Below are 12,657 nucleotides of genomic sequence, written 5' to 3' on the forward strand. Positions count from 1 at the left end.
CCCGGCAGACAAAAACCACAAGAAGGCCACGCCATGTCCCTGGTGCTGGAACAGGTCAGCCGCAGCGTCGACAACCAGGCCTGGATCGTCGATGCCTCACTGCGTTTCGAACCCGGCTCGTTCAACGTGCTGCTGGGCCGCACCCTGGCTGGCAAGACCAGCCTGATGCGCCTGATGGCCGGGCTCGATCGCCCGGACCGGGGGCGGGTGCTGATGGATGGCCAGGACGTGACTGGCGTGCCGGTGCGCCAGCGCAATGTGTCGATGGTGTATCAGCAGTTCATCAATTACCCGACCCTCAGCGTGTACGAGAACATTGCGTCACCGCTGCGCCAGGCACGCATGGCCGAGCCCCTAATTCGCCGACGGGTGCAGGAAACCGCCGAAATGCTGCGCATCGAAGCCTACCTGCAGCGCCTGCCGCTGGAGCTGTCCGGTGGCCAGCAGCAACGCACGGCAATGGCCCGGGCGCTGGTCAAGGATGCCTCGCTGATTTTGTTCGACGAGCCACTGGTCAACCTCGACTACAAACTGCGCGAGGGCCTGCGCCAGGAACTGCGCGAACTGTTCGCGGCACGCCACTGCATTGCCGTGTATGCCACCACCGAGCCCAACGAGGCGCTGGCTCTGGGCGGTACCACCACCCTGGTGCATGAGGGCCGTATCGTCCAGAGCGGGCCTACTGCCGAGGTCTACCAGCGCCCGGGCAGCGTGCTGGCTGCCGAGCTGTTTTCCGAGCCGCCGATCAACCTGGTGCCTGGCCGTATCAGCGGCAACGACGTGAGCCTGGCCCAGGCCGTGCATTTTGCCCGCAATGCTGACTTGCAGCCGCTTGCCGAGGGTGAATACCGCTTTGGCGTGCGGCCCAGCCACATCAGCCTGGTGCCGGCCCACGACGATGACCTGGAACTGTCGGTGCTGGTGGAACTGGCCGAGATCAGTGGTTCAGAGACCTTCCTGCATGTGCGCAACGAACACTGGCGCATGATCCTGCACCTGCCAGGGGTGCACGAATACCAGGTGGACACGCCGATCCGCGTGTTCATCCCCACCCACAAGCTGTTCGTGTTCGACAGCGCCGGGGCGCTGGTGCAGGCCCCGGGGCTACGCCAGGCAAGGAGAGGGTGATGGCCGAGATCCGCCTGCGCCAACTGGCGCACAGCTACAGCCGCCAGCCCGCCAGCGAGGCGGACTATGCCCTGCACGCGCTGGAGCATGTGTGGGAGCAGGGCGGTGCCTACGCCTTGCTCGGGCCGTCGGGCTGCGGCAAGTCGACCTTGCTCAACATCATTTCCGGGCTGCTGACACCGTCCCACGGCGAGGTGCTGTTCGACGGCAAGCCGGTCAACCAGCTGTCACCACAGGCGCGCAACATCGCCCAGGTGTTCCAGTTCCCGGTGGTGTACGACACCATGACGGTGTTCGACAACCTGGCGTTTCCCTTGCGCAACCAGGGGCTGGACGAAGCCCGGGTGCAGGCCCGGGTGGAGGAGATTGCCGAGGTGCTCGATCTCTCGGCCGTGCTGCGCAAGAAGGCGCGCAACCTCAGTGCCGACGAAAAGCAGAAGGTCTCCATGGGCCGTGGCCTGGTGCGCGATGATGTGTCGGCGATCCTGTTCGACGAGCCGCTGACGGTGATCGACCCGCACCTGAAGTGGAAGCTGCGGCGCAAGCTCAAGCAGATTCACGAGCAGTTCAACATCACCATGATCTACGTCACCCACGACCAGTTGGAAGCCTCGACGTTCGCCGACAAGATCGCGGTGATGCACGGCGGGCGCATCGTCCAGTTCGGCACCCCGCGCGAACTGTTCGAGCGGCCGCGGCATACCTTCGTCGGTTACTTCATCGGCAGCCCGGGGATGAACCTGATCGAGGTACGCGCCGAAGCGGACGGGGTGGCGTTCGGCGATATTCACCTGGTGCTGCCCGGGCAACTGCGGGAGCACCTGCGAGAGCGCCTGGCGGCCACAGGCGGTGGACGCCTGCAGGTAGGTATTCGCCCGGAATTCGTGCAGCTGTGGGACAGCCCGTTCGATGATGCCTACCCGGCACGGGTGCTGGACGTCGAGGACCTGGGCACCTACCGCATCGTCACCCTCGAACTGGGCGGTGTCGCGCTCAAGGCGCGCCTGGGCGAGGACCGCCCACTGCCGGTGGCCCAGGCCTGGGTCAGCCTGCCGGCGCAGTGGCTGATGCTGTACGTCGACGATGTGCTGCTGGAGGTCGGGCCATGAACAAGGTGCCGAACAACAAGGCCTGGTGGCTGGTGCTACCGGTCTTCCTGCTGGTGGCATTCAGTGCGGTGGTGCCGATGATGACAGTGGTCAACTACTCGGTGCAGGACATCTTCGACCAGTCCAACCGCTACTTCGTCGGCGCCGACTGGTACCGCCAGGTGCTGCGCGACCCGGCGCTGCACGATGCGCTGCTGCGCCAGTTCATCTATTCCGCCTGCGTGCTGCTGATCGAGATCCCGCTGGGCATCGCCATTGCCCTGACCATGCCGACCAAGGGGCGCATGGCCTCGGTGTGCCTGATCGTCATGGCCATCCCGTTGCTGATCCCGTGGAACGTGGTCGGCACCATCTGGCAGATTTTCGGCCGGGCCGACATCGGCCTGCTCGGCGCCACCCTGGCCAAGCTCGGGGTCAGCTACAACTACGCCGGCGACCCGTTCGACGCTTGGCTGACCGTGCTGGTGATGGACGTGTGGCACTGGACATCGCTGGTGGCGTTGCTCTGTTATTCGGGGCTGCGCGCCATCCCCGACGTTTACTACCAGGCTGCGCGCATCGACCGCGCCTCGGGCTGGGCGGTGTTCCGCCATATCCAGTTGCCCAAGCTGAAGAACGTGCTGCTGATCGCGGTGATGCTGCGCTTCATGGACAGCTTCATGATTTATACCGAGCCCTTCGTGCTGACCGGTGGCGGGCCCGGCAACGCCACCACCTTCCTCAGCCAGACCCTCACGCGCATGGCCGTGGGGCAGTTCGACCTGGGCCCGGCGGCGGCATTCTCGCTGGTGTACTTCCTGATCATCCTGCTGGTTTCGTGGCTGTTCTACACAGCCATGACCCATGCCGACAAGGACTAGGCCATGAGCACGCGCAAATCGCTGGCCCTGTTGCTGTACTTCTTCTTCCTGCTGGTGCCGATCTACTGGCTGCTGAACATGTCGTTCAAGAGCAACACCGAAATCCTCGGCGGCCTGACCCTGTGGCCACAGGCGTTCACCCTCGACAACTACCGGGTGATTTTCACCGATGCCAGCTGGTACAGCGGCTACATCAATTCGCTGTACTACGTGTGCCTGAACACGCTGATTTCGCTGCTGGTGGCGCTGCCAGCGGCATATGCCTTCTCGCGTTACCGCTTCCTCGGGGACCGGCACCTGTTCTTCTGGCTGCTGACCAACCGCATGGCGCCACCGGCGGTGTTCCTGCTGCCGTTCTTCCAGCTGTATTCGTCGATCGGCCTGTTCGATACCCATATCGCCGTGGCCCTGGCCCACTGCCTGTTCAACGTGCCGCTGGCGGTGTGGATCCTCGAAGGGTTCATGTCTGGTGTGCCGAAGGAAATCGACGAAACAGCCTACATCGACGGCTACAGCTTCCCGCGCTTCTTCGTGAAGATCTTCATCCCGCTGATTGGCTCCGGCATCGGCGTGACAGCGTTTTTCTGTTTCATGTTCTCCTGGGTCGAGCTGCTGCTGGCGCGCACCCTGACCTCGGTGAATGCCAAACCGATCGCCGCTGTGATGACCCGTACCGTGTCGGCCTCGGGCATCGATTGGGGCGTGTTGGCGGCGGCGGGGGTACTGACCATCTTGCCGGGCATGCTGGTGATCTGGTTCGTGCGCAACCATGTGGCCAAGGGCTTCGCCCTGGGCCGGGTGTGAGGAGGGCAAGGCATGGAGTGGATGGCCTGGACCTTGCCGACGGCGCTGTTCTTCGCCGCCGTTGGCGTGCTGCTGCTGGGCATGACCCTGCTCGAACTGCGCCGCCCCTGCGTGGAGCGACGCGGCTTCCTGCCGCTGGTCACCAGCCGTGGCGACCGCTTGTTCATCGGCCTGCTGGCCAGCGCCTACCTGCATTTGCTGGTGGTTGGCGTCAGCGAGTGGCCATTGTGGGTGGCCTCGCTGCTGTCGCTGGCGTGGCTGGTGGTGGTGCTGCGCTGGGGCTGAGCGAGCGGCCCTGTGGGATAACTGAAACGGGAGATCACAATGTTCGACAACAAGTACAACAGGCGACATTTGACCCTGGCCGCGTTGCTGGTACTGGCCAGCGTGCAGGGCACAGCCTGGGCCGACCAGTACGAGGATGCGGCAAGGAAGTGGCTCGGCAGTGAGTTCAAGCCTTCGACCCTTACCCCAGAACAGCAGCTGGCCGAGTTGAAGTGGTTCATCAAGGCTGCCGAGCCGTTCCGCGGCATGAAGATCAACGTGGTGTCGGAAACCATCACCACCCATGAATACGAGTCCAAGGTGCTGGCAAAGGCCTTCAGCGAGATCACCGGTATACAGCTGACCCACGACCTGTTGCAGGAAGGCGACGTGGTGGAAAAGCTGCAGACACAGATGCAGTCGGACAAGAACATCTATGACGGCTGGGTCAACGACTCCGACCTGATCGGTACGCACTTTCGCTACGGCAAGGTTGAATCGATCACCGACCTGATGGCCAACGAAGGCAAGGACTACACTTCGCCGACCCTGGACCTGAAGGACTTCATCGGCATTTCCTTCACCACCGCGCCGGATGGCAAGGTCTACCAACTGCCCGACCAGCAGTTCGCCAACCTCTACTGGTTCCGTGCCGACTGGTTCGAGCGGCCCGAGTTGAAGGCCAGGTTCAAGGAAAAGTACGGCTACGAGCTGGGCGTACCGGTGAACTGGTCGGCCTACGAGGACATTGCCAGGTTCTTCACCGAAGACGTCAAGGAAATCGACGGCAAACGCGTTTATGGCCACATGGACTACGGCAAGAAAGACCCGTCGCTGGGCTGGCGCTTCACCGATGCCTGGTTCTCCATGGCGGGTGGCGGCGACAAAGGCCTGCCCAATGGTTTGCCGGTAGACGAATGGGGCATTCGCGTGGAGGACTGCCACCCGGTGGGGTCCAGCGTGACCCGTGGCGGCGACACCAACGGCCCGGCCGCCGTGTATGCCACGCAGAAGTACGTGGACTGGATGCGTGCCTATGCGCCCAAGGAAGCCCAGGGCATGACCTTCTCCGAAGCCGGCCCGGTGCCGGCCCAGGGCAACATCGCCCAGCAGATCTTCTGGTACACCGCGTTTACCGCCGACATGACCAAGCCCGGTTTGCCGGTGGTGAACGCTGACGGCACGCCGAAGTGGCGCATGGCGCCTTCGCCGAAGGGGCCGTACTGGGAGGAGGGGATGAAGCTGGGCTACCAGGACACCGGTTCGTGGACCTTCTTCAAGTCCACCCCCGAGAAGCAACGCCTGGCTGCGTGGCTGTACGCCCAGTTCGTCACCTCCAAGACCGTGTCGCTGAAAAAGACCATCGTCGGCCTCACGCCGATTCGCGAATCGGACATCAACTCCCAGGCCATGACCGAGCTGGCGCCCAAGCTGGGCGGGCTGGTGGAGTTCTACCGCAGCCCGGCGCGGGTACAGTGGACACCGACCGGCACCAACGTGCCGGATTACCCGCGGTTGGCGCAGTTGTGGTGGAGCCACATCGCCGAAGTGGCCAGTGGCGAGAAGACCCCGCAGGAAGCGCTGGACGGCCTGGCCCGCGACCAGGACCGGATGATGGAGCGCTTGCAGCGGTCCAACGCCCAGGCCACCTGCGCACCGAAGCTGAACCCGGAGAAGGACGCCCAGTACTGGTTCGACCAGCCCGGGGCGCCGAAGCCGAAACTGGCCAACGAAAAGCCCAAGGGCGAGACGGTCAGCTACAACGAACTGCTGAAGTCGTGGGAGGCGGCGAGGAAGTGACCGGCTGAATACCGCGCCGGCTTCTTCGCGGGTAAACCCGCTCCCACAGAGATATCGCCATCTTCTGGGACGGCGCGCAACCTGTGGGAGCGGGTTCACCCGCGAAGAGGCCGGTGAAGCCAATGCATTGATCACGGGCAAAAAAAACGGCACCTGCCAGAGGTGCCGTTTTCATGTCACGCGGTATTACTTGTGCAGCTCTTCCGCCGCATACAGCGTGTTCTCCAGCAGGCATGCGCGGGTCATCGGCCCGACGCCGCCCGGCACCGGCGTGATCCAGCCGGCGCGCGGCAGGGCGGTCTCGTAGACCACGTCGCCGACCAGCTTGCCGTCTTCCTGGCGGTTGATGCCCACGTCGATGACGATGGCACCTTCCTTGATCCACTCACCCTTGACCAGGCCCGGCTTGCCTGCGGCCACTACCACCAGGTCGGCGCGGCCGACATGGCCGGGGAGGTCCTTGGTGAAGCGGTGGCAGACGGTCACTGTGCAGCCGGCCAGCAGCAGCTCCATTGCCATCGGGCGGCCAACGATGTTGGAGGCGCCGACGATGACCGCGTTCATGCCGTACAGGTCCTGGCCGGTGCTTTCCAGCAGGGTCATGATGCCCTTCGGCGTGCACGGGCGCAGCAGCGGGATGCGCTGGGCCAGGCGGCCGATGTTGTACGGGTGGAAGCCGTCCACGTCCTTGTCCGGGCGGATGCGCTCGAGCAGCAGCGAGGCGTCCAGGTGCGCCGGCAGCGGCAACTGCAGCAGGATACCGTCGACGGCCGGGTCGTCATTGAGGCGGTCGATCAGCTCGGTCAGGGCCTGCTGCGTGGTTTCGCTGGGCAGGTCGAACGCCTGCGAAATGAAGCCGACCTCTTCGCAGTCCTTGCGCTTGTGCGAGACATAGACTTGGGAGGCGGGGTCGGTGCCGACCAGGATCACCGCCAGGCCCGGCGTACGCAGGCCTTGCTGGCGACGCTCCACGACACGTTGAGCGATCTGCTGGCGCAGGCTGGCGGCGATCGCCTTGCCATCGATTAGGTGTGCAGTCATAGACGCGTGATTAACCATCGAGAAGGAAACAATTAAAGAGGGCGCATTCTCGCACGACATGGGCCAAGGGCAAAGGCGGGTGGTCGGGCAAATCCCCTAAGCCCTTAAATAATTTAAATTTTTTTGAGAAAGGTGTTGACGACTATCAGGCCCGCCTATAAGATTCGCCGCACTTGTCGGGCACAGCCTAGCACTGGTTGGCTAAGTCGGGCAGAATGAGTGGTTTAGCAGTTACCTGTTAAGGTCTCGTTCGGTTAGGCTTCAAGCTTAAGCGCCCGTAGCTCAGCTGGATAGAGCATCCGCCTTCTAAGCGGATGGTCGCAGGTTCGAGTCCTGCCGGGTGCGCCATTAGGCAGCTTTGGCAAGCAAGTAGGCTGTAATGCAATATGGTGGGCGTAGCTCAGTTGGTAGAGCGCTGGATTGTGATTCCAGTTGTCGTGGGTTCGATTCCCATCGTCCACCCCATATTCTTCAAAGGCGCCTCGATAGCATCTGGCGCCTTTGTTTTAAGCGTTACGCGGACGTGGTGAAATTGGTAGACACACTGGATTTAGGTTCCAGCGGCGCAAGCTGTAAGAGTTCGAGTCTCTTCGTCCGCACCATGCTTCTGTAAGGCTGTACCGCAACATCGCAAGACCGCAATATGGTGGGCGTAGCTCAGTTGGTAGAGCGCTGGATTGTGATTCCAGTTGTCGTGGGTTCGATTCCCATCGTCCACCCCATATTCTTCGAAGGCGCCTTGATCGTGAGATCGGGCGCCTTTTTGTTTTGCGCCCTGATCTGGCGGCGCTGCGCTCAGGCGAGGGCAGGGCTGTTTACCGGTACCAGGCGCACCTCTACGCGATGCCCGAGGGCGCGCGCTGCGCTGGCCAGGGTTGCCAGTGTCATGCCTGGGTCGTTCTGGTCGAGCGCCCGGTCAACCGCAGTGCGGCTGGTGTGCATGCGCTCGGCCAATGCCTTCTTGCTGATCTTCTGCGCTTTCATGGCCTCAGCGATCTGCCAGGCGATCAAGCGCTTCAGGGCAGCTGCGGATACCTCCTCTGCAAGGCCCTCGCCTGCCAGGAAGTCGTCGAAGTCGGAGCCGATATGTGTGGTCATTGCTTGTGCCTCTTTATGGCGGCTTGGCGCTGCCTGGCGGCGGCCAGGTCCGGCGCTGGTGTTTTCTGGCTCTTCTTGATGAAGCCGTGAAGCAGGACCATGGTGTTTCCATCCACGGTAAAAAGAACCCGGGCGATCGTGTTCTCAAGGTTGACCCTGGCCTCCCATAGGCCTTTCCCGAGCTTCCTGACAATGGGCATGCCTAGCGGCCATCCGATTTGTATTGTCTTGATCTCGGTTCCAATCAGGTGTTTGTGGGTGCGGGGGAGTGAGGTCAACCATTCGCGTACAGGCTCACTGCCGGCTTCGGTGCGAAAGAAGCGGACTTCTAGTGTTGTTGCGTTCCTGTCCATGGAAGTGTACCAAAAAAGGTACTCCATTCAAGCGCAGGGCAATCGCTTGTGCGATAGCGTGTTTCCCGCAGCGCTGTAGGAGTGTTCGCCGGGTTGCAAATCAATCGAGCCCGGCCCTTGCAATCCTCTAGTGACATCCCAATAAAAGCTGTTAGATTTCAGCCGGTTGAAACACCGGCCCATTTGGCCGGCAGAGGAACAGCCCGATGATCGCAAAAGAAGCCCGTCAGGCCCTGGCGCTACAGCGCTTTGCCGAGGCCAATCCGCAGCTGCTCGAAGAGATCCGTGAGCTGGATGCGCGCGAGCAGGCCCAGCAGATCGAGTGGGCGTTCGAGGATGCGGCCGAGGAGCAGGGTATCCAGCCTTGGGAGCTGGCCCTGCAACTGATCGCCGAAACCCCCGAGCAGCTGCAGGCCATGCGCCTGGAGACGCACCGCGAGGTAGCTGAGGCGCTGGGGATGGAGTGGGAGGAGTACTGCCAGTTCAACGAAATCGACCCTGAATAAAGGCAGCGAATTCGTTCCTGGTAGTTGTTTGACAAGGTATTTCGGCTGCAGGTCGCCCCGGGCGTCGTGCGGCCCCCATTGAAACAGGCCCGGCGTTATGTCGTGCGGGCCTTGAAAGTTAATCGACCGGCGTGGTTTCCCGTCGTCCCGAGTGGGGTGACTTCTGCTGCGCGACTCACTAGAATGCTTGCCCTTGATTCTGGAGTCGGGCTAACGCCGGCTAACGTCTGTGCAACGAGGAATATCCATGCAAGTTTCTGTTGAAAACACTTCCGCTCTCGAGCGCCGCATGACCATCGCCGTTCCGGCCGAGCGCGTCGAGAACGAAGTCAACAAGCGTCTGCAACAGACTGCCAAGCGCGCCAAGGTTGCCGGCTTCCGCCCAGGCAAAGTGCCGATGAGCGTGATCCGTCAGCGTTTCGAAGCCGATGCCCGTCAAGAGGCTTTCGGTGACCTGGTCCAGGCTTCCTTCTACGAAGCCATTGTCGAGCAGAAGCTGAACCCGGCTGGCGCCCCTGCGGTAGAGCCGAAGTCCTTCGAAAAGGGCAAGGACCTGGAATTCGTCGCCATCTTCGAAGTGTTCCCGGAGTTCACCGTTGGCGGCCTCGAGTCGATCAGCGTCGAGCGCCTGAGCGCCGAAGTGGCTGACGCCGACCTGGACAACATGCTGGAAGTGCTGCGCAAGCAGAACACCCGCTTCGAGGCCGTCGAGCGCGCCGCGCAGAACGACGACCAGGTCAACATCGACTTCGTCGGCAAGGTCGACGGTGAAGTGTTCGCCGGTGGTTCGGCCAAGGGCACCCAGCTGGTACTGGGCTCCGGCCGCATGATCCCAGGCTTCGAAGACGGCCTGGTTGGCGCCAAGGCTGGCGAAGAGCGCGTTGTCAACGTGACCTTCCCTGAGGACTACCAGAACCTGGACCTGGCTGGCAAAGCCGCCGAGTTCACCATCACCGTCAACAGCGTTGCTGCTCCTGTGCTGCCAGAGCTGAACGAAGAGTTCTTCGCCCAGTTCGGCATCAAGGAATCGACCCTGGAAGGCTTCCGCACCGAAGTTCGCAAGAACATGGAGCGTGAGCTGCGCCAGGCCATCAAGGCCAAGGTGAAGAACCAGGTCATGGACGGTCTGCTGGCTGCCAACCCGATCGAAGTGCCGAAGGCCCTGCTGGAAAACGAAGTCAACCGTCTGCGCGTGCAGGCTGTTCAGCAGTTCGGTGGCAACATCAAGCCTGAGCAACTGCCGGCCGAGCTGTTCGAAGAACAAGCCAAGCGCCGTGTGGTCCTGGGCCTGATCGTGGCCGAAGTGGTCAAGCAGTTCGAGCTGAAGCCGGACGAAGGCAAGGTTCGCGAAATGATCGAAGAAATGGCTTCGGCTTACCAAGAGCCTGAGCAGGTCATCGCCTGGTACTACAAGAACGACCAGCAACTGAACGAAGTCCGTTCGGTTGTGCTGGAAGAACAAGTTGTAGATACTGTTCTGCAGAAAGCGACTGTGACCGACAAGTCGGTCTCGTACGAAGATGCCGTTAAACCAGCACAGGCTCCAGCCGCCGCTGAGTAACAGGCTTCTCTCGTAGGAAACCCCCACAAGCCAGCCTTCGAGCTGGCTTGTGCGTATTCAAGCCATGACTATTTGGGAGTGAGCGCAGGACATGTCCCGCAATTCTTATATTCAGCAGAGCTCTGACATCCAGGCCGCAGGCGGCCTGGTCCCGATGGTTATCGAGCAGTCCGCCCGTGGCGAACGCGCTTACGACATCTACTCGCGCCTGTTGAAGGAGCGTGTGATCTTCCTGGTTGGCCCGGTAGAGGACTACATGGCCAACCTCGTCGTCGCGCAACTGCTGTTCCTTGAAGCGGAAAACCCGGACAAGGATATCCATCTGTACATCAACTCGCCGGGCGGTTCCGTCACCGCCGGCATGTCGATTTACGACACCATGCAGTTCATCAAGCCGGACGTCTCGACCATCTGCATCGGCCAGGCCTGCAGCATGGGCGCCTTCCTGCTGGCTGCAGGTGCCAAGGGCAAGCGTCACTGCCTGCCGAACTCGCGCGTGATGATCCACCAGCCGCTGGGCGGCTTCCAGGGTCAGGCCACCGATATCGAGATCCACGCCCAGGAAATCCTCAATATCAAGGCCCGCCTGAACGAGCTGCTGGCCTACCACACCGGCCAGGATCTCGAGACCATCAAGCGCGACACCGAACGTGACAACTTCATGAGCGCCTCGCGCGCGGCCGAGTACGGCCTGATCGACTCGGTCTACGACAAGCGGCAACTGGCCTCCTGAACCGGGGTGCCAGAGCAGGTGGGCGCCGAAAGCGCCTACCTGCGGACTTGAAAAAGCCCGCAATTGCCTTCATCTTGTGTTGCAAGCCTACCGGATTGGATCGATCGAATGACTGACACCCGTAACGGCGAGGACAGCGGCAAATTGCTTTATTGCTCCTTCTGCGGCAAAAGCCAGCACGAAGTGCGCAAACTGATTGCCGGGCCCTCGGTATTTATCTGCGACGAGTGCGTCGACCTGTGCAACGACATCATCCGTGAGGAGGTGCAGGAAGCCCAGGCCGAGAGCAGCGCGCACAAATTGCCTTCGCCGAAAGAAATCAGCGGTATCCTGGACCAGTACGTCATTGGTCAGGAACGCGCGAAGAAGGTGCTTGCCGTAGCGGTGTACAACCACTACAAGCGCCTGAACCAGCGTGACAAGAAGGGTGACGAAGTCGAACTCGGCAAGAGCAACATCCTGCTCATCGGGCCAACCGGCTCGGGCAAGACCCTGCTCGCCGAAACCCTTGCACGCCTGTTGAACGTACCGTTCACCATTGCTGACGCCACCACCCTGACCGAAGCCGGTTACGTGGGTGAGGACGTCGAGAACATCATCCAGAAGCTGTTGCAGAAGTGCGACTACGACGTGGAAAAGGCCCAGATGGGCATTGTCTACATCGACGAGATCGACAAGATTTCGCGCAAGTCGGACAACCCGTCCATCACCCGTGACGTCTCGGGCGAGGGCGTGCAACAGGCACTGCTGAAGCTGATCGAAGGCACCGTGGCCTCGGTTCCGCCGCAAGGCGGCCGCAAGCACCCGCAACAGGAATTCCTGCAGGTCGATACCCGCAACATCCTGTTCATCTGCGGTGGCGCCTTCTCGGGCCTGGAAAAGGTCATCCAGAACCGCTCCACCAAGGGTGGCATCGGTTTTGGCGCCGAAGTACGCAGCAAGGAAGAGGGCAAGAAGGTTGGCGAGTCCCTGCGTGAGGTCGAGCCGGACGATCTGGTCAAGTTTGGCCTGATCCCGGAATTCGTCGGCCGCTTGCCGGTACTGGCAACCCTCGACGAGCTGGACGAGGCTGCGCTGATGCAGATCCTCACCGAGCCGAAGAACGCCCTGACCAAGCAGTATGCCAAGCTGTTCGAGATGGAAAGCGTCGACCTCGAGTTCCGCAGCGATGCGCTCAAGGCCGTGGCGCGCAAGGCCCTGGAGCGCAAGACCGGCGCCCGTGGCCTGCGTTCGATCCTCGAAGGCGTGCTGCTCGACACCATGTACGAGATTCCTTCGAAGAAGGATGTCAGCAAGGTGGTGATCGACGAGAGCGTCATCGATGGCACCTCGCAGCCGCTGATGATCTACGAGAACAGCGAGCCGCAAGCCAAGGCCGCACCGGACGCCTGATCCAGGCA

At 61.8% G+C, this 12,657-nt stretch carries 13 protein-coding genes and 4 tRNA genes; 14 read left to right on the forward strand and 3 right to left on the reverse strand.

The window, feature by feature from the left end; genetic code table 11:
• Positions 1-33 precede the first annotated feature (33 nt).
• From ABIB24_RS11775 to ABIB24_RS11800, 6 genes are read left to right on the forward strand one after another with little or no spacing between them, the layout of a single operon-like run.
• Entirely contained in the window at positions 34-1,128 is a 1,095-nt protein-coding gene (locus ABIB24_RS11775) for an ABC transporter ATP-binding protein (RefSeq protein WP_354316476.1), read from the forward strand.
• On the forward strand, positions 1,128-2,237 hold the full coding sequence (locus ABIB24_RS11780; RefSeq protein WP_137163457.1) for an ABC transporter ATP-binding protein: 1,110 nt from the start codon (positions 1,128-1,130) through the stop codon (positions 2,235-2,237). The genes ABIB24_RS11775 and ABIB24_RS11780 overlap by 1 nt, the downstream gene beginning before the upstream one ends.
• Positions 2,234-3,097 (forward strand): carbohydrate ABC transporter permease, encoded by an 864-nt coding sequence (locus ABIB24_RS11785; RefSeq protein ID WP_013971875.1) that lies wholly within the window; start codon positions 2,234-2,236, stop codon positions 3,095-3,097. The genes ABIB24_RS11780 and ABIB24_RS11785 overlap by 4 nt, the downstream gene beginning before the upstream one ends.
• Before the next feature lie 3 nt (positions 3,098-3,100).
• Positions 3,101-3,901 (forward strand): carbohydrate ABC transporter permease, encoded by an 801-nt coding sequence (locus tag ABIB24_RS11790; protein WP_013971876.1) that lies wholly within the window; start codon positions 3,101-3,103, stop codon positions 3,899-3,901.
• Positions 3,902-3,913: 12 nt separating this feature from the next.
• Positions 3,914-4,186, forward strand: coding sequence for a DUF2160 domain-containing protein (locus ABIB24_RS11795; protein WP_013971877.1), 273 nt, complete (start codon positions 3,914-3,916; stop codon positions 4,184-4,186).
• Between the two features lie 39 nt (positions 4,187-4,225).
• A complete protein-coding gene (locus ABIB24_RS11800) occupies positions 4,226-5,965 on the forward strand; it encodes an ABC transporter substrate-binding protein (protein ID WP_013971878.1) in 1,740 nt (579 codons plus the stop codon).
• 186 nt (positions 5,966-6,151) lie between these two features.
• Here the strand turns inward: ABIB24_RS11800 and folD are convergent, their stop codons facing one another.
• Entirely contained in the window at positions 6,152-7,006 is an 855-nt protein-coding gene (gene folD / locus ABIB24_RS11805) for a bifunctional methylenetetrahydrofolate dehydrogenase/methenyltetrahydrofolate cyclohydrolase FolD (protein ID WP_025338415.1), read from the reverse strand.
• Positions 7,007-7,277: 271 nt separating this feature from the next.
• Here folD and ABIB24_RS11810 point away from each other — a divergent pair.
• From ABIB24_RS11810 to ABIB24_RS11825, 4 genes are all read left to right on the forward strand, one after another.
• Positions 7,278-7,354, forward strand: a tRNA-Arg gene (locus tag ABIB24_RS11810).
• 41 nt (positions 7,355-7,395) lie between these two features.
• Positions 7,396-7,471, forward strand: a tRNA-His gene (locus ABIB24_RS11815).
• 52 nt (positions 7,472-7,523) lie between these two features.
• Positions 7,524-7,608, forward strand: a tRNA-Leu gene (locus ABIB24_RS11820).
• Positions 7,609-7,652: 44 nt separating this feature from the next.
• Positions 7,653-7,728, forward strand: a tRNA-His gene (locus ABIB24_RS11825).
• 73 nt (positions 7,729-7,801) lie between these two features.
• On the opposite strand, the gene ABIB24_RS11830 is transcribed toward ABIB24_RS11825, so the two are convergent.
• Both ABIB24_RS11830 and ABIB24_RS11835 read right to left on the reverse strand, forming a co-directional pair.
• The gene (locus ABIB24_RS11830) at positions 7,802-8,104 is read right to left on the reverse strand and encodes a helix-turn-helix domain-containing protein (RefSeq protein ID WP_137163459.1); all 303 of its coding nucleotides are present in this window, start codon (positions 8,102-8,104) and stop codon (positions 7,802-7,804) included.
• On the reverse strand, positions 8,101-8,457 hold the full coding sequence (locus ABIB24_RS11835; RefSeq protein WP_025338417.1) for a type II toxin-antitoxin system RelE/ParE family toxin: 357 nt from the start codon (positions 8,455-8,457) through the stop codon (positions 8,101-8,103). The genes ABIB24_RS11830 and ABIB24_RS11835 overlap by 4 nt, the downstream gene beginning before the upstream one ends.
• A gap of 206 nt (positions 8,458-8,663) precedes the next feature.
• Here ABIB24_RS11835 and ABIB24_RS11840 point away from each other — a divergent pair, with 206 nt between their 5' ends.
• From ABIB24_RS11840 to clpX, 4 genes are all read left to right on the forward strand, one after another.
• Positions 8,664-8,963: a DUF6388 family protein gene (locus ABIB24_RS11840; RefSeq protein ID WP_025338418.1), complete on the forward strand. Its 300-nt coding sequence runs from the start codon at positions 8,664-8,666 to the stop codon at positions 8,961-8,963.
• 247 nt (positions 8,964-9,210) lie between these two features.
• Positions 9,211-10,524, forward strand: coding sequence for a trigger factor (tig, locus tag ABIB24_RS11845; RefSeq protein ID WP_015269696.1), 1,314 nt, complete (start codon positions 9,211-9,213; stop codon positions 10,522-10,524).
• Between the two features lie 91 nt (positions 10,525-10,615).
• Positions 10,616-11,257 carry an ATP-dependent Clp endopeptidase proteolytic subunit ClpP gene (gene clpP / locus ABIB24_RS11850; protein ID WP_003259400.1) on the forward strand — a complete coding sequence of 214 codons (642 nt, stop codon included), beginning with the start codon at positions 10,616-10,618 and terminating at the stop codon, positions 11,255-11,257.
• A 108-nt stretch (positions 11,258-11,365) separates the two neighbouring features.
• Positions 11,366-12,649, forward strand: coding sequence for an ATP-dependent Clp protease ATP-binding subunit ClpX (gene clpX / locus ABIB24_RS11855; RefSeq protein ID WP_025338419.1), 1,284 nt, complete (start codon positions 11,366-11,368; stop codon positions 12,647-12,649).
• Positions 12,650-12,657 lie beyond the last annotated feature (8 nt).

Source organism: Pseudomonas sp. UYEF17 (genome assembly GCF_040546125.1).
GTDB classification, from domain to species: Bacteria; Pseudomonadota; Gammaproteobacteria; order Pseudomonadales; family Pseudomonadaceae; genus Aquipseudomonas; species Aquipseudomonas putida_Z.

Coding starts and splice junctions, on each gene's coding strand:
- ABIB24_RS11790 (WP_013971876.1), top strand. CDS start 3,101: ATGAGCACGCGCAAATCGCTGGCCCTGTTGCTGTACTTCTTCTTCCTG.
- ABIB24_RS11780 (WP_137163457.1), top strand. CDS start 1,128: ATGGCCGAGATCCGCCTGCGCCAACTGGCGCACAGCTACAGCCGCCAG.
- ABIB24_RS11795 (WP_013971877.1), top strand. CDS start 3,914: ATGGAGTGGATGGCCTGGACCTTGCCGACGGCGCTGTTCTTCGCCGCC.
- ABIB24_RS11785 (WP_013971875.1), top strand. CDS start 2,234: ATGAACAAGGTGCCGAACAACAAGGCCTGGTGGCTGGTGCTACCGGTC.
- ABIB24_RS11830 (WP_137163459.1), bottom strand. CDS start 8,104: ATGACCACACATATCGGCTCCGACTTCGACGACTTCCTGGCAGGCGAG.
- ABIB24_RS11835 (WP_025338417.1), bottom strand. CDS start 8,457: ATGGACAGGAACGCAACAACACTAGAAGTCCGCTTCTTTCGCACCGAA.
- ABIB24_RS11840 (WP_025338418.1), top strand. CDS start 8,664: ATGATCGCAAAAGAAGCCCGTCAGGCCCTGGCGCTACAGCGCTTTGCC.
- tig (WP_015269696.1), top strand. CDS start 9,211: ATGCAAGTTTCTGTTGAAAACACTTCCGCTCTCGAGCGCCGCATGACC.
- clpX (WP_025338419.1), top strand. CDS start 11,366: ATGACTGACACCCGTAACGGCGAGGACAGCGGCAAATTGCTTTATTGC.
- folD (WP_025338415.1), bottom strand. CDS start 7,006: ATGACTGCACACCTAATCGATGGCAAGGCGATCGCCGCCAGCCTGCGC.
- clpP (WP_003259400.1), top strand. CDS start 10,616: ATGTCCCGCAATTCTTATATTCAGCAGAGCTCTGACATCCAGGCCGCA.
- ABIB24_RS11775 (WP_354316476.1), top strand. CDS start 34: ATGTCCCTGGTGCTGGAACAGGTCAGCCGCAGCGTCGACAACCAGGCC.
- ABIB24_RS11800 (WP_013971878.1), top strand. CDS start 4,226: ATGTTCGACAACAAGTACAACAGGCGACATTTGACCCTGGCCGCGTTG.